The sequence below is a fragment of the Sediminibacillus sp. JSM 1682029 genome (assembly GCF_041366435.1).
Taxonomy (GTDB): domain Bacteria; phylum Bacillota; class Bacilli; order Bacillales; family Amphibacillaceae; genus Sediminibacillus; species Sediminibacillus terrae.
Genome location: NZ_JBEWYY010000004.1, coordinates 18,931 through 35,952, shown reverse-complemented (window position 1 = coordinate 35,952; position 17,022 = coordinate 18,931). Strand labels below are relative to the sequence as shown.

The window sequence follows — 17,022 nt, the reverse complement described above, 5'->3', positions numbered from 1 at the left end:
ATTATAACATGTTCATCTCCTCACAGAGGGACTGACCCCAATCGGGGTTGGGGTCAGTCCCCAACTGAAAAAGGGACAGTCCCCGAAACACAAGCGGGGACTGTCCCTTTTCTGGCGGGTATGGTTATTCTGGGTTGGAGACGACGGTGAAGCGTTCATTTGGATGTACTGGGTTTTCAATTTCGTCCAGTACCGCAATGGCAAAGTCCGGATAGCTGACATAGCTATCACCGTTTGCGTTTTGAATGACCTGGTCTTTCCCTGTTTGGTAAGTTCCAGTGCGCTTTCCGTCGGGATCGAAGAAAGCAGCCGGGCTAAGATAAGTCCATTGAATACTGGTGATACTTTCCAAATCTTCAAGATTCCGACCTGCGTTTTTGGCAGTTGGCAAATATGCATCCGGAAAATCAGGTGTATCAAATAAACGAGTCGTTTTCTCTTCGTCCACAAACAAACTTCCTGCTCCACCCACCACGAAGAGCTTTGTATCAGGAGCGCCTTTTGCTGCCTCGATCAGCACCCTTCCAGCCTCTACATGATGGTGTTCCTCGCCTGGAGCTGCATTGAATGCATTGACTACCACATCAAATGGCTTGAATTCGTCTGCTGTTAAATCAAAGATGTTTTTCTCGAGGACAGAAACCTCCGGATCGGTGATTTTTTCTGCATTTCTCACAATTGCCGTTACATCATGCCCTCTGTCCTGTGCCTCTTTTAAAATCAGACCTCCTGCTTTACCGCTTGCACCAATAATTCCAATTTTCATTTTCGAATCCCTCCTGTTTCTCTGAACACCCAAACATGTAATATAATCGATTACATGTAATAATTTTAGTTACAAGTGTTATTCAAGTCAACAAAAAGGGATTCTTCCCATGTTTGTCCGCTTTACGCTATAATATTGAGGTACTCATCCTCATTACATGATCGATTTATCCCGTTCAAGGAAGGTGAAGAGTTATGTCCATCAGCAGTCGTTTTGCTGTAGGCGTCCATATATTAGCATTGCTGGAAGTCAATAAAGGAGAACAAAACTCTTCGGAATTTATTGCGGCCAGCGTCAATACCAATCCAGCCCTCATCAGAAAAATAATCGGGATGTTAAAAAAAGCCGAGCTGGTGAAAGTCCGCCCGGGAATAGCGGGTGCACAACCAGCGAAAGATCTTTCGGAGATCACCCTGCACGATGTTTATAAGGCTGTCCAGGTAGTCCAGGAAAAAGAACTTTTCAGTATCCATGAAAACCCGAACCCTGATTGTACGGTGGGGAAGAATATCCAGGACACCATCGGTCCAATGTTCTCAGCAGCCGAACAGGCCATGGAGAAAGCCCTTGGGAATGTGACCATTGCTGATGTCGTGGACGATATTCTAAAGAAAGAAGCTGCACAATAAACGTGTCCAATGAAGCGTATCTACACATTCGGCAAGATACGCTTCGTTTTTACTGACGCGGTGCAAACAACATCACCGAAACTCCTGCCAGGCATATGGCAGCTCCCAGCCAATCATAGAAATCCGGTGTTTTTTATCGATTCCCCATCCCCATAAAACAGAAAGAACGATAAAAACGCCCCCATATGCAGCGTACACTCTGCCGAATGTCGGGAAGTTATGAAATGTAGCAATGACCCCGTACAGAGCCAAAGCAATTCCGCCCCCTATACCCCAGTAGTAAGACTTTCCTTCTCTTAACCATAACCAGATTAAATACCCTCCGCCAATTTCTGCTATGCCGGCTAACAGAAATAAAAAAATGGCATAAATTATTTTGATCACTCCCTGAAATACCCATAAAAGTTTGTAAACAGGTCAAATCGAAAAATCAACTGAATAACAATACCATGCAATAACCAATCAACAGAAAGAAAAAGGAGATACTGATCGTCCAAACCTGAAAATGTAATGTCCACTGACTTACGCTTCGCTTTCCTTTATTATCTTTCATAGCTTTTGCTGCCAATAGATTGATATAGATAAAACCTACAGAAAGTAACAAAGCAGAAGCTAAAGGAAATAGAATGGGAACAGCAAGTGGAAAAACGCCGCTTATGTAATAAAGTGGAAAACCCAACCAAAAAGGATAAAGAAAGACTATCAACGTGATCATCGCTATTACCAAAAATAAATTGTCCTTAGCTGCTTTCAACCAAATGAACAATGGTTTTTCCATCCAGCCACACACCTCCTGCTTACTGCCATCTAACTTAACACGACTTCCGTTTATCATCTATACTTTTATCAATCAACAAAGTTAGTTTATTCAATGTACAAAGTAAAAAGATTCCGTTATACTACTAGTGAAAGCATTTACATTAGATGGAGGGATATTACATGGCGGAAAACGTTAAGCCCAACCAGCCTTTGGTAACACATATCTTTACGGCAGACCCTTCTGCCCACGTTTTTGAGGGAAAGGTTTATATTTATCCTTCACACGACTTGGATCATGACGAACCTTCGAATGATAATGGCGACCAATATAAAATGAAGGATTATCATGTATTATCGTTGGAGGATATGAACGGACCGTGCGTAGACCACGGCCAAGTACTACATGTGGATGATATCCCTTGGGCAAGCCGACAGCTTTGGGCGCCTGACGCTGCTTATAAAAACAACACCTATTATTTATTTTTTCCCGCTCGTGATCATCAAGGCAACTTTCGCATCGGGGTTGCGACCAGCCCTAATCCAGCAGGTCCATTCAAAGCGGAGGAAAACTACATACCGGGAAGCTTCAGCATCGATCCCGCCGTTTTAGTCGATGATGACGACAAAGCATATGTCTATTTCGGCGGACTTTGGGGTGGGCAGCTGGAAAAATGGCAGACTGGTACATTCAAGCCGGATGCAGTGGGGCCGGATCCCTCTGAACCCGCATTGGGTCCCATCGTGGCAGAATTAAGCGACGATATGCTCACATTCAAGCGGGAGCCAAAAGAAATTTCCATTGTAGACGAAAACGGCAATCCGATTCTCGCTGGGGATGAAGACCGCAGGTATTTCGAAGGACCGTGGGTTCATAAATACAACGGCCTTTACTATCTCTCCTACTCCACAGGAACGACACACAAAATTGTCTATGCAGTGAGCGAAAATCCAGAAGGGCCATTCGAGTTCAAAGGTACGATTTTGAAACCGGTCATCGGCTGGACTACCCACCATTCGATAGTGCAGTTCAAGGATAAGTGGTACTTGTTCTATCATGATTGTTCGCTGTCCGATGGCGTTAATCACAAACGCTCCGTTAAGTTTACTGAATTGAAATACAACACAGATGGAACAATTCAAACGATTGATCCCTACGAAGACTAGAAACGACAACCGGCTTCTTCCTTGGAGCCGGTCGTTTTCTTGCATTCGATTAACCGAAATTTATTGAAGCTTGCAACTTCAGTCGGCAAACAGCCCTCTTCTGATAAGATTTGCGGTAACAGGTTGTCTCCCCAGTTCTCTCGCCCAAATGGATAGCTGACCGATATGATGTATTTCATGGGCAATCACATGCCGAATGATTTCTCCATGCTTAAAGCTTACTGGGTTCCCGTCCGCATCCTTTTCGATGAACAGCCGTGCCTCCATTTCGCTTGTCCATTGATCCACAAAAGGCTCGACTTCCCTGTGAAGTCTTTCTGACAGCTCTCTGACTTTCTTCAGGCTGTCATACTTTTCGAATGATAGTTTCTCCCGCTCCGGATCGCCTTTCAAATCTAGAATAAGCCAACTGTGTTCGACTTCTATTATATGAAACAAAGTGTACAGGATGCTGCCGACCCCTCCTGCCCGATTCTTCAACAGCTCTTCCTCCGGAACATGTTCACACCAAGTAAACCAGTCATCACGGACTTGCCAGTTGTATTGAAATAGTTTTTTCATTGCTGTTCCTCCGTCATTTCAGAATAAATAGGCTTGTCTGCTTTCATGTTTTTTATATCTGCAAAAAATACAACTCTCCAAAAGCAAAACAGTTTTGCACGAAATCCTTCATTCTTTATGCAATATTTACGATTCAGGCACCATCCATCACTCTTAAGCAATCCATGGGACTACTCCTGTTACCTTCTTCATCTAGTGACATCAATCCTGCTTTTCCAAGGTGACTTTTTCCCGGAAAATCCTACTTCTATCCGGTAAAAATGATCCTCCTTCAACTGTTTTATCTCCTGTTGAACCAACTCCATCCATCAAGACACCAGCTTCAACCCGACCGCAGCCCCCAAAATCACGATGATGAACAGGACCCGCTTCCAGTGTTTCGATTCTCCATATAAAACCATGCCGGTAATCGCACCACCTGCCGCGCCTATCCCTGTCCAGATGGCGTATGCTGTCCCCATCGGCAAAGTTTGCAAAGCATAAGCAAGGAACAGGAAGCTCCCGGCAAACCCGGCCACCAGCAGTATGAATGGCTGCCAGCTTTTATCTTTATGCAATTTGTTGATCATGGTGACGCCAAACATTTCAAACATACCCGCTACTACCAATGCTGCCCATGCCATCAGGCTTCCTCTCCTTTCTTTTCATCTTCGACCAATTTCAAACCGATAACACCTGCCAGCAGAATCACAATCAACAATATTTTCACCGGTTTAAACGGTTCACCGAAAAAGGCGATATCGGATAATACGGTTCCTGCCGTGCCAAGACCGACAAAAACGGCATAGGCGGTGCCGACCGGAAGTTTTTCTCCTGACTTTACCAATAAATAAAAGCTGACCACGATCGCTAAAACTGTCCCTGCCCAAGTCAGACTATTATCAGCATGCTTCAAGCCTACCACCCAGCAAACTTCAAAAAAGGCTGCGATGATTACTTTGATCCATTCTCTATTCATGCAATCCCTCCTAGCTGCGTAATTCCTATACAATACAAAAAGCCCGGGAGTTAACTGATTGACAGTACCTCCCGGGCTTTTATCCCTCCGTGTCACAGCAGACGCTGTGTGTCTTCTCTCGGACCAGACCGGCAATCCAGCCGCGGAACCCTAGAAAACATAACCTTATGCATTGCACTTATTTTACCAGACTTGATTTATGAAAACAAAATAACGGCCATGATGAAGGAGACACAACTCCCGTTCGAAGTAAATGAACGAACCTACAGTTTCTTCCCGGAATCATCTTCTTCATCTTCTATATACTCTAAAATATCTCCAGGCTGGCAGTCCAGGGCTTTGCAGATCCCTTCCAACGTGGAAAAGCGGACTGCTTTTGCCTTTCCATTCTTCAGGATGGAAAGGTTCGCCATGGTAATGCCCACTTTTTCAGAAAGCTCCGTGACACTCATTTTCCTTTTGGCCAGCATAACATCTATGCGAATGACAATCGCCATCTTTTCACCTCAAATCGTCAATTCGTTTTCTTTTTTAATTTGGAGCGCACTTGCCAATAATTCCTGTAATACGGCAGAGAAAACAGCTATAACGAATGAAGCAAAAACAATCAATAATCCTATCAAGGCGATTCCCGGATGCAATGCATTTTGACTGATAAGAAAAAGCATGCCAGCTATGTAGATGCTGCCGATTGCGATGCCACAAACTTTGATTCGCTTCAGGGCCGCAACCGCCCATGGAGAAAAAGCCTGTTTCTGTTCGATATAGCGCAAAAGCATCCAAGCCTGATATAAAGCGGTAAAAAACGGGATGACCGGGATATAAACGCCGATCAAGACAGGATATCGGAGATAAGCATATTCTGGATTCATTTCTGCCGCTTCTTTGGCCAGGCTGGGGACCCAAATACATAACGCAATGATAACCAATCCAATGATGATGACTGCCAATTTTAAAAATATGGTCGTCCCTTTTTTCATACAGCACCTCAATTATGTTTGATAACCTTATATTAATATATGATTTATTGATTATCAATAAAAAAATATCTCTTTTCATTCACATGCATTATTTATCTTCCCTGTTCAAACCTAATAGCAGGAATCTGCTCAGGCATTAAATCTCGCCATCAAAATGGTGTCATAAAACCTACCATCCGATAAGAGCTTGTCCTTTTTCAAAACGCCTTCCACCTCGAAGCCGAACTTTTGGTAAAGCTGAATGGCCGTTGAATTGGTTTCCAGTACGCTTAACGTCATTTTGACAATTTCATTCGCTTCTGCCCAGGAAATCGATTCTTTCAAAAGACTTTTCCCGATCCCATGCCCCCAAAAGTCCCTACGTACTCCCACCCCAAATTCAACCTGATGTGACTTGCGCTTCAAACGACTGCCAGCGCATCTGGAGAAACCGACTATGTCCAAGCCAGCCTCGGCGACCAAAAAAAGATTGCAGTTTGTTTCCGCATCCTTTTTGATTAGCTCCTTGAATCCGAGCGAATCGATATATTCTTCCCCTTGCTCTCGATCCAGATTTTCTGTTTCTCCATCTATCTGCCGCCTCACTTTCGCCAGTTTTTCCGCATCCGCTTCCTCTGCTTGCCTTATCCAGTACTGCAAGTCACGTTTAAAAGAATATCTTTCATTTCGCATTCCATCCCCCCTGAAAATTATCACTCTCACGACAAAAAGAAGAAGCGATGTCGACTACCATCGCTTTGACCATTTTCCTTCTTTGCTCCAGCCATTATATCATCACGAGCGGAAAATCTTCACAAGTCATCGATACCGCCTACGCTATTAGAACAACAATACAAGATCAACGTCCTGCAACATTTCTCTTCTCGATAAGTCCCAGGCCGATACCAGTAGGATCGACTAAATAGGCCAGAAAAAAAGAACCAAATTCCATTTTATCCCGGACAATCATTGCCCCATATTGTTGTGCCAACGCTAACGTTTCGTCTATGGACTCCACCTCGATTTGAATCCTCGTCCCATGTGGAAAATCACTCGGCCCTTTACTTATTCCTCCAGTTAAGCTGGTTTTCATTGTTCCGCTCTCCGAAACTACCGGCCAATACTCCCAGTCAGGATCGGCAAATTCCCAGCCAAATACCTTTCTATAAAACGCCACCGCTTTTTCCGGTTCCTGACTGCTTATTTCAAATCCGATCACCTTTGCCATGTTGTTTCTCCTCCACTCTAAAGTTCCATTTCATATTTACTATGCTGCCCGTATATGTCAGCGATACCTACCCGTCGATACCATTTTTGGTAATAACGGTTCAATCCGACATTTCTGGCAAGGCAGTCAAAACGGATTCGCTTTTTCCCTTTTTCTTTCGCCCTTTCCACGGCCCACTTGATCAAATCACTGCCGACTTCTTTTCCGGCAAATTTTCTGTTCACCACTATACGGTGCAAATAAACAGCATCATCCTTTTTTGCATCATCTCCCCAGATAGAGCGGTCCCATCCTGTGGGGCCATCTCCAATGTAATAGAGGCGACGCATTCACCGTTATCCGACTCCACTATGTATGTATTTTCCCTGTCTATCGAATCGCTCACTTCTTCCGTGTTTTCTTGTAAATCTGTTACATAGTAATCCCACTGTGTTGTATTTTTTGTCTGCAGCCAGCGGCCAGCCTGTTGAAGTAAAAACAACACACTTGCCAGATCGCTTGGTTCTGCTTTTCTTACCAAAAAGTCCGGATCCTTCATCACCCATTTCAACATCCTCGCTCCTTTCATTGCTATTTTCGTATTATCATTTCGATAAATGTATCCCTATTCCTGCTTTTGACGGCTTTGTTACAATGGAAAGATAGAAAGATAGACACAGAAGGGGCTTGAAAAATGGACAGTACGGATGGTTATTGGAAATTCCAAGTTGGCTATAACATTCTTATCCTGCTTATAGCAGGCGGCGTCACCATCAACTATGCTTGGCAGGATTTCCACATTTCTTATTTGATTATAGGTTCAGCTATACTGCTTGGCAGCGGGTGGCGATTGTTCAGGCTAACTAAAACGGGGAGTCTGCCAACTGACAAATAGAAACGCTATATATCCAATAAAAAAGCAGCTGACCAACAGGAATAAACCTGGGAAAGCTGCTTTTTAGTAAATCTTTTGCATTAACGTTCTTCCAAACGTGCAATCCGCTCATCCAAATCCGGATGCGAGGAAAACAATTTTGCCATACCGCTTTTTCCGTTGATTTTCATTGTCTGGATTGCCGCATCATCAGTGCGGTCATTATCAAGATGTGCTCTGTTTACATACGATTTCAACGAACGCAGTGCATGGGCCATTTTGTCACGGCCTGCCAAATCTGCTCCTCCCCGGTCGGCCCGGTACTCCCGCCAGCGAGAAAACGCACTGACCACGATGCTTCCGAGAATGGAGAACAGGATTTGAAAGATGATAATCGCTGCAAACCGTACGACCGTTTGCATTTCCGAACGAACCAAACGGGATACAACGATGGCCACAATTCGCGACAAAAATACGACAAAGGTGTTGACTACCCCTTGCAGCAAGGTCATCGTAACCATGTCTCCGTTGGAAACGTGTGCGATTTCGTGGGCAATGACACCCTCGACGGCATCGTCATCCATTGTTTGCAGCAATCCGGATGATACAGCTACAAGCGAGCGTTTTTTAGTCGGGCCGGTTGCAAAAGCGTTCACCTCGGCCGACTGATAAATGCCCACTTCCGGCATATGTGCCAATCCAGCAGCCCGGGCCAGTCTGTGCACCTTTTCCACGACGGCACGTTCTTGCGGTGCCAAGGAACCGTCTGGATCGAGGACCTTCACTTTCATCATCTTTTTCGCTACCCAGCGGGACATGGCCAGAGACATAAAGGAACCGATGAAACCGACGAGCAGACTGAATACCATCAAGGAAGCATAGTCGATTCCCAGCCCGGAACCACCGGTTTCAAACGAACCGCCTATATCGGTAAATGCAGTAATAATCGACCAGACGATGACTATGGTCGTCATGACCAAAATGTTGGTCAATAAAAAGAACAGGATTCTTTTTCCCATCTTTACACCTCATTTTCCATCTGTTTGTCCATTAGTTTAACATGTTTCCCTTTGTCATACGCTATAGAAACCTGCTGTCGCTGAAAAAGATATGCTTTATTTTTCACAAAATCGTCATTTTACAGACAGCAAACGGTGATTGTATGTGAACTCAGCCCGTTCTGTCGTCTTGAAAAAAGCCGTAGAAACCGTCTGACAAGTGGATTTGTTTTCTTTAAGAGATGGAAAGGCTGATGGTCCAATGCATCCGATTCCTTAAACACGAGACTGGTAAAATCGTGATAAAAAAGGAACAGAAAGAGACCAAATCGAACGTGACTTTTCTGTTCCTTTTAGGTATTTAGATGGTAGAGTGATAACGTTTTACAAACTGTTGCAATTCCATTGAGAGAGTCTCCAGTTGTTCAAACTTATTGGTTATGTCTTCCATGGAACTACTTGTCTGTTGTGTGCTCGCCGAGGTCTGTTCAATACCGGCAGCGGATTCTTCTGCAATGGATGCAATTTCATTGATCGACGAGCTCAATGCATCGCTATCTTTGGTAATCGTGCTCAAGCTTTCATTGACGCTCATTACACTTCCGACCATTTCAGATAAAGCACTGCTGATTTTTTTGAAGTTGTCGCCTGTTTTTCGGATTTGGGTCGTTCCTTGATCAACTTCTTCATATCCACTCATCAAAGAACCTGACACAGCGTTTGACTCCGTTTGGATACTGCCGACAATGCCGGTAATGTCTGTGATAGAGTTACTTACTTGTTCAGCAAGCTTTCTGACTTCATCAGCAACGACAGCAAAACCTTTACCCTGCTCTCCTGCCCTTGCTGCTTCAATCGCAGCGTTCAATGCCAGCAGGTTGGTTTGCTCGGCAATATCCTTGATAACGGACACAAGCTTGGTGATTTCTTGTGATTGTTGGTCCAATACCTGTACCTTTTCCACAGCGTTTTTTACAATGGATTCTATTTTTTCCATTTGATGAACAGACGTGTCCATCAATTGTGTGCCCTCGCTCACCATCATGATGATTTGTTCGGCCGCATTATAGATTACCTGTCCATTATCGTTCGCTTCACGCACTTTTTCATTATACTGTTTCATGCCCTGAGAAAGGTTTTTAGAGTGCTCAGCCTGCATGCCGGCTCCTGATGCAAGTTCCTGCATGGTTGTAGCAACTTGTTCAGATCCCTGCTTGACTTCCAAAGATGAGCGAGTCAATTCCTGGCTGTGCATCGATACGTGATCCGAAACAGATGCAACATTCTCAACAACCTCATTCATTCTGTTTTTCATGTTGTCTACTGATGCGGCGAGCTCTCCGATTTCATCGGTCCGGCCATTTTTCAGGTCGATCGATAAATCTCCTTCTTCCATCTGTTTTATTTTGGATTGAAGGTGCTTAACAGGTTGGGTCACTCTACTTGCCAACAAGATGCTCAGTAAGGACGCAATAATGAGCGTCAGGACCAGGCCTATCCCCATCGGAATGATGATTTGTTTTGCTTGATTGCCGATTTCTGCCGTTTCCATGATAATCATACCCTGTAAACCGATGGCCAAGCCGGATAGAATAAGTACAGTTAAAAACGGCATCAGAATCTGTCTTTGTAGCGTTTTACCAAAAATGCGATGCTTTATTTTCATTTTTAAAACCCCTTAATCCCCATAATGAATAAACCTTTCATACTATATATCGGTAATTTTCTGAAAAGCATAATACCTATTAAAATAATTTTCCAGAAAAAAATGGTTCCGAGGGATTACAAAAGCTGAAAACCTATCTAAGAGGAGGAAGAAAATCTTGGAGAACCACGAAGGATATTCGGCGAATATCGAGGAACCTCTACAGCGGTTCCGGACGGAAGAAGTTTTGGATTCGACGACGAAAATATTTCCGTCGGACCCTTTCACTTAATCAATTGCCAGCACCAAAAAACACCAAACGCGCTCGGACTGTTCATCCAAGCGCGTTTGTATTCTTCTTTAATGATCGACCTTTTCCCAGCCGATCAATGCAGCAAATCGACCACGATTCTCGACGAAAACGACGGGGTTTCATAACTGACGCTGTCAGCCTTCAAATCAAAGACGGCAACAAAGGAACGCCCATCACGCTCATACTCAATCTGTTCGATTACCGGACTGTTGCTGATCTGGATTGTTCCTCCACCTTCATCCAGATCACCGCCGATTTCTCCATAGGGGACCTCCAAGCGGACCTTTCCATCTTCTTCTTCCAACTGATAATTTGTTACGGTTTTATTGAGGTCAAATACAATCCTTGTATAATCTTCATGTACTCCATAACGAATATTTTCCAACCAGGTTGTCGAGACATCCACCTGCCGCTCAGCTGTATATTCGCCAAATTGAGCCTTCAATACTCCTTTTCCTTCTCCAGTCGCATGGAAAACGCCATCAACCACCTCGCCAATATCACCGGTGACAGCCCAGTTAAGTCCGGCAGCATCGATGTCTAGCATGTCGCCATCCTCATCATAGCCCTTTGCTCTTAAATCTACACTTTCCCCGACGGAGGCGGACACATCAAGCGGCAGGATGCCCAAAACGCCTTGATTCTTATACGGTTTGGCTCCTTTCGGGAATGGTTTGTACAGCAAATAGTTGTTTCGCACTTCTTTTATCCAGGTGCTCAATTCCTCCTGCCAGGATGCCATGATCTGCTCTACTGGCTGATCATCCAAAATCATACCGGGAACATCCGGGTCACCGATCAGGTTGGCATAACTGGACGTCATTTCGAATGTTTCCGGATTTTGATCGCGCATGGCGTCGACCAGGTTCAGGCCAAGCGCCACTAAATCGATTTCGGATGGTTCTTCGATGTGGACCTGGACACCGCCGATCAACTGTCCTTCATGTCTGCCGAACATGGGAGTATAATAAGCGGAACGGAAGCTTACACCTGCCAAGTCACGGTCGTTCATCTCGGCAGCCAACGCTTCCCCATCGATTCCCGGACCACCGACCAATTCAAACGGCTTTGTCGTTCCAAGCCCGGTAGACAGGTTGGTATCCTCGACCAGTTCGGTGCCGGCATATAAATAGGCCGATTCCTGAGTCGGAATGTTCGGAGATGTCATGACCCACGGAAGGCCGGTGTCTTCATAATGCATGGTCCGTTTCCAACCCTTCATCTTGGCCACCTTCAAGTCGACACCCATGCTGTATTCATGATTCCACATGGTCGCCAGTTCTCCGACGGTCATCCCATGCCGGACCGGCAGCAAAAACCTCCCCATGAAACTGACCGTATCCTCGGAACGGAGCGGTCCTTCCACACGGGTTCCGCCGATCGGATTGGGCCTGTCCAACACAGTGACCTCTTTATCATATTCAGCTGCTGCTTCCATGGCAAAGCCCAAGGTGTAAATATACGTGTACACATTGGAACCGATATCCTGGATATCGAACAAAAGGACGTCCACGTCTTCCACCATTTCTTCCGTAGGCTTCCATGTCGGTCCATAAAGACTGTAAACAGGGAGACCTGTTTTTTCGTCGATGTAGGACTCCACATACTCCCCGGCTTCCTGGTCACCGCGGATGCCATGCTCCGGACCGAAAAGCGCGGTCAAATCGACATCCGGGTGTTCATACAGCAGGTCGCTCGTGCTGACTAGATTGCGGTCCACACCGGTAGGGTTGGTGATCAATCCTACACGTTTCCCCTCGACCCAGTCCAGATGGTCCTTTAAAAACACTTCTACCCCAGGTGTGACCTTTCCCTTTTTCCCATCCTTGCCTTTAGCCTGGACAGCCGCAGCCGACAGAGTAAGCAGCAACAGGATAAGGACAGCAGCTGCGACAACTTTGCTTCGCCTCATCAAACCCCTCCTTGGATTAGTTTTGCTCCTGAGCATTAACGGTTTCCAACAATCGGTTCAGTTTTCTGTTTGTTTCATGCTGCTGTCGATGCAACAAAATCAATTCTTCCATCAAATCTTTCTCCGACATCACCGTCATCAAATGATCCTGGGCATGCACCAATAAAACTGGCAAATTATCCAGCTTTTCGACCGCATCCTCCCGTAAAAAAGAAGTTTGGATTTTGTGTGCCTTCAGCAATTCTTCGGCGGCCTGGTCCCGCTTCGTTTCAATTTCGTCGAATTGTCCATTTTTTGCAGCATGTAAGGCCTCATGCAAAAAAGCTTTGGCATTTCCAGCGTATAAAATGATTTGCATGGAAAGATCCTCTATCTTCATCTACAACCCTCCATAATGAAACAGACCTACCTTGTGTTGATCAAGCCAATCGATGACCCGGCTATCTGTCAGCACTGCCAGTTCTTTTGCCCTGGTGAATCGATAACTGCTTTTATTCTCCAGCCAGGTGTCGATGAAAGCTGGATGGCACATCACTTCCGTGACCCCCGGCTCCAGTTCCGAAAATAGCCGAAGCAGATAACCAGCAGTTATATGGTCTTCCCCATAAAAATCGTATCGGAGACAATCGGTGGTGCGCAGGACTCCATTGTCCCTCATTTCGCTGAATGTCCGGATCGGCAGCCGGTGTTCCTTCGCCACTTCCATCACTGCCTCCAGAGCGCAGGGAATATGCAAATGCATATGGTGATGACTGTCGATATGGGTTACCTCGATTCCTTGGTCGAACAAAAATTGCAATTGTGCCTGCAACTCTTCTTTCACATCCTGCTTTTCGGCAGAGGCAATCAACTCCTTGCCTCTCAAGAAAACACCATTTTCGTCTACAAGGCTTTCAGGAGACGGGGAGAGCGGACGGCCTGCGTCCAATACAAAATGCAGGCCGATTCCTAATGCAGGAAATTGCTTTGCTGCTTGCAAAGCCTCATTGGCAAACTCTGTATTGACCATTACCGTCGTACTGGTGACGACTCCATGCGCATGTGCGTATAGGATACCGGCCGAAACACCAGGAGTAAGTCCGAAGTCATCGGCATTGACGATCAGTTTTCGCTTAGCTTCCATGATAAAAAACTCCTTATCCTTGTTTCGCAGCCGGGGTTGTATTGTTCCCGGCATTGCTCGCTTCCTCGTTTTGCTCTTCAGCCAGCAGCTGTTTGTCATAGAGGCGGAAGAAAGGATAATAGATAACCATTGCCATCAGGATATTGAAAAGCATCAGGACGCCCCCGCGCCAGTCCCCGGTCGTGAGAATTCCTGAAATCGGCGGTGGCGTCGTCCAAGGGACAATCACATAAGGCTTTCCTACCAAACCTAGTGACATGGAAAAATACGTAACAATTCCGACTGCCAGCGGCGCCAGGATAAACGGAATGAACAAGAGCGGATTCATTACCACCGGTGCTCCAAAAATAACGGGTTCACTGATATTGAAAAGGCTGGCACCGATTGAACCTCTCCCCAATCCTTTTAAATGCTTGGAACGTGCCCGCCAGACAAACAAAAGCGTCAAGGCAAACGCCATACCAGATCCACCGACTGCCCACCAAATCGCCATAAATGGCTGGCCGATGATGTTCGGCAGTTCTTCCCCGGCTTGGTGTGCCGCCACATTTTCTTCTGTCAAACTGTACCAAATCGGAGCCATGACACTGGCAACAACCGAGATGCCGTGAATACCGAAAGACCACAATAAGTGAATCAGGATGATGGCGATGATGGCTCCCCATAGACTGCCTCCAGCCATTTGCAGTGGTTCGCGCAAGACGGCGCCGACAACTCCATGAAGGGATAAATCAAATGCGGCCTTCAATAGCAAATCGATACCCCAGACAATTGCAATGATTGCAGCTCCAGGAATGAGTGCGGTGAACGCACGCCAAACAGAAGGCGGAACACTGTCCGGCATACGGATGACGATGTTCCTTTTTTCAAAAAAACGATAAATTTCGACGGTTAAAATCGCCAGTACGATGGCGATGAACAGCCCTTCGCTTCCCATCAGATTGAGCGGAATGTTTCCTTCTTCAGATAACGGGGTCGCCACAAAAAATGCTGCGATGGCAAGCACACCTGCAGATAAACCATCCATCTCGTAGCTGACTGCCAGATTATACGCAATCGAAAATACCGCAATCAGCCCCAACAAGCCGAATGTAGCGTTGACCGGAATATTCAAAACCGGTGCATATGGCGACATGAAATCCGACCACGAAGGAACCGGTGGAGAACTGATGATGAGAAAAATACTGCCGATGATCAACAAAGGCATTACCGCGATGATTCCATCCCGAATCGCTTTCAAATGACGTTGTTCCGCCATTTTGCCGGCAACCGGCATAAAGTAACGTTCCATAAATGCATTAAAACGGTCCATCTCATTTCCTCCCTAAAATGGATTGATATCCTTTCAGTCTTGGGGGACGCCCCGCTTCCCACCCTGTAAAACAGATCGGACAGCGCGGCCAATCATGGTGAACACCTTAAAAATCCGCAAAAGTAAAGTGGAGAATCTTCGTCACCGCTCACTATTCGCAAGTTCGAGTGCCTGGTCGAGCACCTTCTTTCCATCCCTTATGCCGTAAGCCTTCATATCGATGATGGCAATAGGGGTGTCTGCTTGCTCTGCTTTCTGGAACAACTCGTTTTGTTTATAGCGGATTTGCGGACCAAGCAGAATGACGTCGGCTGTTTTTAGTTGTTCATCCATATCATCGACAGAATAAGCGTCGACCTCTACTTCGATCGACCGGTCGGCCGCCGCCTTTTTCATCCGGTCCACCAGCAGGCTCGTGCTCATCCCTAGTGCGCATAACAATGCTATTTTCATTGATTAACCCCCTGTCTGTCTTGGTAAAATGAAGGTAAGTAGTGTCGGTTTGCTTCCAGCATTTCTTCCAGAACAGCCTTCGCTTTCCCTGCCGACGGAATCAGTGGGTGCAGCGTGAGCGCCTGGAGTGCAACCCCTTTATCTCCTGTTACTGCAGCTTCCACCGTCAATTCCTCATAAGCCTTGACCACTTGCAGCAACCCTCTGATCTGCGGTGGCACATAGCCGACTTGGAGTGGTGTCACACGATGACTTTCCACCACACAATTCACTTCGATACAGGCATCCTCCGGCAGGCAGGAAATCGCCCCATCATTCCGGACATTCAGCGTATGGATATCTCTCGAATCCGCGTGAAGCGAAGTCATCAGCCTGACTGCCGCTTCCGAGTAATAGGCGCCTCCCCGCTGCTCCAACGCCTGCGGTTTTTCATCAAGCGAAGGGTTCTGGTACAGATCGAACAACTGCTTTTCCACTTTCCGTACTTGGTCTGCTCTTGTCTCGTTTTGGCGGTATTGTTCCAACTGCTGCTCCAGGAGCCGATCCGTTTGATAATAATACTTGTGGTAACCGCAGGGGATGGCTCGCAGGGACTGGAGAAAATCAAGATCCCAGCCAAAAGACGGGATATTCCGTGCCTCATAGCTGTCTGACACACCTGTCAGAATATCTTCTATCCGCGATTCCCCCTTCACATGTAATTCAGTGATCCAGATAAGATGATTGATGCCGACGAAAGTAAGACTGATATCCTCCATGTCCACGTTGTAGGTTTGAGAGAACTTTTTGTAATAATTGATAGGATTGTTGCATAAGCCGACCACTTTGACATTGCTGTGTTTTAAAATGGCTTCGGTGACTAGTCCGGCCGGATTGGTGAAGTTGAGCAGCCAAGCATCCGGTGCAAGCTCCTCGATATCCCGGCAAATATCCAAAAGGACTGGTATCGTGCGCAAAGCTTTCATGAAGCCGCCTGCCCCGGTGGTCTCCTGACCGATCACTCTGTGTTTGAGTGAAATGTATTCATCGCTCCGCCGCATTTCCAACTGACCGACACGTATTTGGGTGATCACATAAGAAGCATCCTTGATCGCTGCCCGCCTATCGAGTGTAGCGGTCAGTTTTATTGGCAAGCCGGCTTTTCTGATCATCCGCCCTGCCAGCTTTTCCATTATCGATAGCTTCTCTTGCCCTTGGGGGACATCGACCAGCCATATTTCTGAGACTCCAAGCAGGCCCTGCTCCCCGATTATTCCTTCCAAAAGCTCTGGGGTGTACGAGGATCCTCCTCCAATCACAGTGATTTTCATTGTGCTCATCCTTTCAGTAGCAACGTTGCTTACTGTCATTCTACAACCATGGCCCATCCACTTGGAGAGAGACTTTTGC

Annotated in this window: 22 protein-coding genes, 1 pseudogene and 1 riboswitch; of the genes and pseudogenes, 3 read left to right on the top strand and 20 right to left on the bottom strand. The window is 46.1% G+C overall.

Annotated features, from left to right (window positions below; all coding sequences use genetic code 11):
* Positions 1-124: 124 nt before the first annotated feature.
* A complete protein-coding gene (locus ABVF09_RS08340) occupies positions 125-766 on the bottom strand; it encodes an NAD(P)-dependent oxidoreductase (protein ID WP_371068970.1) in 642 nt (213 codons plus the stop codon).
* Between the two features lie 194 nt (positions 767-960).
* On the opposite strand from ABVF09_RS08340, the gene ABVF09_RS08335 reads away from it, so the two are divergent.
* Positions 961-1,395 carry an Rrf2 family transcriptional regulator gene (locus tag ABVF09_RS08335; RefSeq protein ID WP_026772115.1) on the top strand — a complete coding sequence of 145 codons (435 nt, stop codon included), beginning with the start codon at positions 961-963 and terminating at the stop codon, positions 1,393-1,395.
* Positions 1,396-1,444: 49 nt separating this feature from the next.
* Here ABVF09_RS08335 and ABVF09_RS08330 read toward each other — a convergent pair.
* Positions 1,445-1,770, bottom strand: a pseudogene (locus ABVF09_RS08330) (YnfA family protein).
* A gap of 55 nt (positions 1,771-1,825) precedes the next feature.
* Positions 1,826-2,173 (bottom strand): hypothetical protein, encoded by a 348-nt coding sequence (locus tag ABVF09_RS08325; RefSeq protein WP_371068969.1) that lies wholly within the window; start codon positions 2,171-2,173, stop codon positions 1,826-1,828.
* 161 nt (positions 2,174-2,334) lie between these two features.
* On the opposite strand from ABVF09_RS08325, the gene ABVF09_RS08320 reads away from it, so the two are divergent.
* Positions 2,335-3,318 carry a glycoside hydrolase family 43 protein gene (locus ABVF09_RS08320; RefSeq protein ID WP_026571999.1) on the top strand — a complete coding sequence of 328 codons (984 nt, stop codon included), beginning with the start codon at positions 2,335-2,337 and terminating at the stop codon, positions 3,316-3,318.
* Between the two features lie 78 nt (positions 3,319-3,396).
* Here ABVF09_RS08320 and ABVF09_RS08315 read toward each other — a convergent pair whose 3' ends face one another.
* From ABVF09_RS08315 to ABVF09_RS08275, 9 genes are all read right to left on the bottom strand, one after another.
* Complete coding sequence (locus tag ABVF09_RS08315) at positions 3,397-3,879, bottom strand: DinB family protein (RefSeq protein WP_371068968.1); 483 nt, start codon at positions 3,877-3,879, stop codon at positions 3,397-3,399.
* A 308-nt stretch (positions 3,880-4,187) separates the two neighbouring features.
* Complete coding sequence (locus ABVF09_RS08310) at positions 4,188-4,502, bottom strand: DMT family transporter (RefSeq protein ID WP_026571995.1); 315 nt, start codon at positions 4,500-4,502, stop codon at positions 4,188-4,190.
* Complete coding sequence (locus ABVF09_RS08305; protein ID WP_026772111.1) at positions 4,502-4,837, bottom strand: DMT family transporter; 336 nt, start codon at positions 4,835-4,837, stop codon at positions 4,502-4,504. The genes ABVF09_RS08310 and ABVF09_RS08305 overlap by 1 nt, the downstream gene beginning before the upstream one ends.
* A gap of 66 nt (positions 4,838-4,903) precedes the next feature.
* A riboswitch (guanidine-I (ykkC/yxkD leader) is annotated at positions 4,904-5,002 on the bottom strand.
* A 98-nt stretch (positions 5,003-5,100) separates the two neighbouring features.
* The gene (locus ABVF09_RS08300; protein WP_026772110.1) at positions 5,101-5,334 is read right to left on the bottom strand and encodes a helix-turn-helix domain-containing protein; all 234 of its coding nucleotides are present in this window, start codon (positions 5,332-5,334) and stop codon (positions 5,101-5,103) included.
* 9 nt (positions 5,335-5,343) lie between these two features.
* The gene (locus ABVF09_RS08295) at positions 5,344-5,817 is read right to left on the bottom strand and encodes a DUF2975 domain-containing protein (protein ID WP_026571992.1); all 474 of its coding nucleotides are present in this window, start codon (positions 5,815-5,817) and stop codon (positions 5,344-5,346) included.
* Positions 5,818-5,946: 129 nt separating this feature from the next.
* On the bottom strand, positions 5,947-6,489 hold the full coding sequence (locus ABVF09_RS08290) for a GNAT family N-acetyltransferase (RefSeq protein ID WP_026772109.1): 543 nt from the start codon (positions 6,487-6,489) through the stop codon (positions 5,947-5,949).
* A 166-nt stretch (positions 6,490-6,655) separates the two neighbouring features.
* Complete coding sequence (locus ABVF09_RS08285) at positions 6,656-7,024, bottom strand: VOC family protein (RefSeq protein WP_026772108.1); 369 nt, start codon at positions 7,022-7,024, stop codon at positions 6,656-6,658.
* A gap of 17 nt (positions 7,025-7,041) precedes the next feature.
* The gene (locus ABVF09_RS08280) at positions 7,042-7,263 is read right to left on the bottom strand and encodes a GNAT family N-acetyltransferase (protein WP_371068967.1); all 222 of its coding nucleotides are present in this window, start codon (positions 7,261-7,263) and stop codon (positions 7,042-7,044) included.
* Positions 7,251-7,574, bottom strand: a complete 324-nt coding sequence (locus ABVF09_RS08275) for a hypothetical protein (protein WP_371068966.1) — start codon at positions 7,572-7,574, stop codon at positions 7,251-7,253. Before ABVF09_RS08275 ends, ABVF09_RS08280 begins: the two co-directional genes overlap by 13 nt.
* Positions 7,575-7,697: 123 nt before the next feature.
* Here ABVF09_RS08275 and ABVF09_RS08270 point away from each other — a divergent pair, with 123 nt between their 5' ends.
* Entirely contained in the window at positions 7,698-7,898 is a 201-nt protein-coding gene (locus tag ABVF09_RS08270) for a hypothetical protein (protein WP_026571989.1), read from the top strand.
* A gap of 80 nt (positions 7,899-7,978) precedes the next feature.
* Here the strand turns inward: ABVF09_RS08270 and htpX are convergent, their stop codons facing one another.
* The 8 genes from htpX to ABVF09_RS08230 form a co-directional block, all read right to left on the bottom strand.
* A complete protein-coding gene (gene htpX / locus ABVF09_RS08265; protein WP_026772107.1) occupies positions 7,979-8,896 on the bottom strand; it encodes a protease HtpX in 918 nt (305 codons plus the stop codon).
* A gap of 340 nt (positions 8,897-9,236) precedes the next feature.
* The gene (locus tag ABVF09_RS08260; RefSeq protein ID WP_371068965.1) at positions 9,237-10,541 is read right to left on the bottom strand and encodes a methyl-accepting chemotaxis protein; all 1,305 of its coding nucleotides are present in this window, start codon (positions 10,539-10,541) and stop codon (positions 9,237-9,239) included.
* 365 nt (positions 10,542-10,906) lie between these two features.
* Positions 10,907-12,745 (bottom strand): exo-beta-N-acetylmuramidase NamZ family protein, encoded by a 1,839-nt coding sequence (locus ABVF09_RS08255; protein WP_371068964.1) that lies wholly within the window; start codon positions 12,743-12,745, stop codon positions 10,907-10,909.
* Between the two features lie 16 nt (positions 12,746-12,761).
* Entirely contained in the window at positions 12,762-13,124 is a 363-nt protein-coding gene (locus tag ABVF09_RS08250) for a PTS lactose/cellobiose transporter subunit IIA (RefSeq protein WP_026571987.1), read from the bottom strand.
* On the bottom strand, positions 13,125-13,868 hold the full coding sequence (gene chbG, locus ABVF09_RS08245; protein WP_026571986.1) for a chitin disaccharide deacetylase: 744 nt from the start codon (positions 13,866-13,868) through the stop codon (positions 13,125-13,127).
* Positions 13,869-13,881: 13 nt separating this feature from the next.
* Entirely contained in the window at positions 13,882-15,180 is a 1,299-nt protein-coding gene (gene celB / locus ABVF09_RS08240; protein ID WP_371068963.1) for a PTS cellobiose transporter subunit IIC, read from the bottom strand.
* A 141-nt stretch (positions 15,181-15,321) separates the two neighbouring features.
* Positions 15,322-15,633, bottom strand: a complete 312-nt coding sequence (locus ABVF09_RS08235) for a PTS sugar transporter subunit IIB (protein WP_026571985.1) — start codon at positions 15,631-15,633, stop codon at positions 15,322-15,324.
* On the bottom strand, positions 15,630-16,952 hold the full coding sequence (locus ABVF09_RS08230; protein ID WP_371069093.1) for a 6-phospho-beta-glucosidase: 1,323 nt from the start codon (positions 16,950-16,952) through the stop codon (positions 15,630-15,632). The genes ABVF09_RS08235 and ABVF09_RS08230 overlap by 4 nt, the downstream gene beginning before the upstream one ends.
* Positions 16,953-17,022 lie beyond the last annotated feature (70 nt).

Coding starts and splice junctions, on each gene's coding strand:
- ABVF09_RS08340 (WP_371068970.1), bottom strand. CDS start 766: ATGAAAATTGGAATTATTGGTGCAAGCGGTAAAGCAGGAGGTCTGATT.
- ABVF09_RS08335 (WP_026772115.1), top strand. CDS start 961: ATGTCCATCAGCAGTCGTTTTGCTGTAGGCGTCCATATATTAGCATTG.
- ABVF09_RS08325 (WP_371068969.1), bottom strand. CDS start 2,173: ATGGAAAAACCATTGTTCATTTGGTTGAAAGCAGCTAAGGACAATTTA.
- ABVF09_RS08320 (WP_026571999.1), top strand. CDS start 2,335: ATGGCGGAAAACGTTAAGCCCAACCAGCCTTTGGTAACACATATCTTT.
- ABVF09_RS08315 (WP_371068968.1), bottom strand. CDS start 3,879: ATGAAAAAACTATTTCAATACAACTGGCAAGTCCGTGATGACTGGTTT.
- ABVF09_RS08310 (WP_026571995.1), bottom strand. CDS start 4,502: ATGGCATGGGCAGCATTGGTAGTAGCGGGTATGTTTGAAATGTTTGGC.
- ABVF09_RS08305 (WP_026772111.1), bottom strand. CDS start 4,837: ATGAATAGAGAATGGATCAAAGTAATCATCGCAGCCTTTTTTGAAGTT.
- ABVF09_RS08300 (WP_026772110.1), bottom strand. CDS start 5,334: ATGGCGATTGTCATTCGCATAGATGTTATGCTGGCCAAAAGGAAAATG.
- ABVF09_RS08295 (WP_026571992.1), bottom strand. CDS start 5,817: ATGAAAAAAGGGACGACCATATTTTTAAAATTGGCAGTCATCATCATT.
- ABVF09_RS08290 (WP_026772109.1), bottom strand. CDS start 6,489: ATGCGAAATGAAAGATATTCTTTTAAACGTGACTTGCAGTACTGGATA.
- ABVF09_RS08285 (WP_026772108.1), bottom strand. CDS start 7,024: ATGGCAAAGGTGATCGGATTTGAAATAAGCAGTCAGGAACCGGAAAAA.
- ABVF09_RS08270 (WP_026571989.1), top strand. CDS start 7,698: ATGGACAGTACGGATGGTTATTGGAAATTCCAAGTTGGCTATAACATT.
- htpX (WP_026772107.1), bottom strand. CDS start 8,896: ATGGGAAAAAGAATCCTGTTCTTTTTATTGACCAACATTTTGGTCATG.
- ABVF09_RS08260 (WP_371068965.1), bottom strand. CDS start 10,541: ATGAAAATAAAGCATCGCATTTTTGGTAAAACGCTACAAAGACAGATT.
- ABVF09_RS08255 (WP_371068964.1), bottom strand. CDS start 12,745: ATGAGGCGAAGCAAAGTTGTCGCAGCTGCTGTCCTTATCCTGTTGCTG.
- ABVF09_RS08250 (WP_026571987.1), bottom strand. CDS start 13,124: ATGAAGATAGAGGATCTTTCCATGCAAATCATTTTATACGCTGGAAAT.
- chbG (WP_026571986.1), bottom strand. CDS start 13,868: ATGGAAGCTAAGCGAAAACTGATCGTCAATGCCGATGACTTCGGACTT.
- celB (WP_371068963.1), bottom strand. CDS start 15,180: ATGGACCGTTTTAATGCATTTATGGAACGTTACTTTATGCCGGTTGCC.
- ABVF09_RS08235 (WP_026571985.1), bottom strand. CDS start 15,633: ATGAAAATAGCATTGTTATGCGCACTAGGGATGAGCACGAGCCTGCTG.
- ABVF09_RS08230 (WP_371069093.1), bottom strand. CDS start 16,952: ATGAGCACAATGAAAATCACTGTGATTGGAGGAGGATCCTCGTACACC.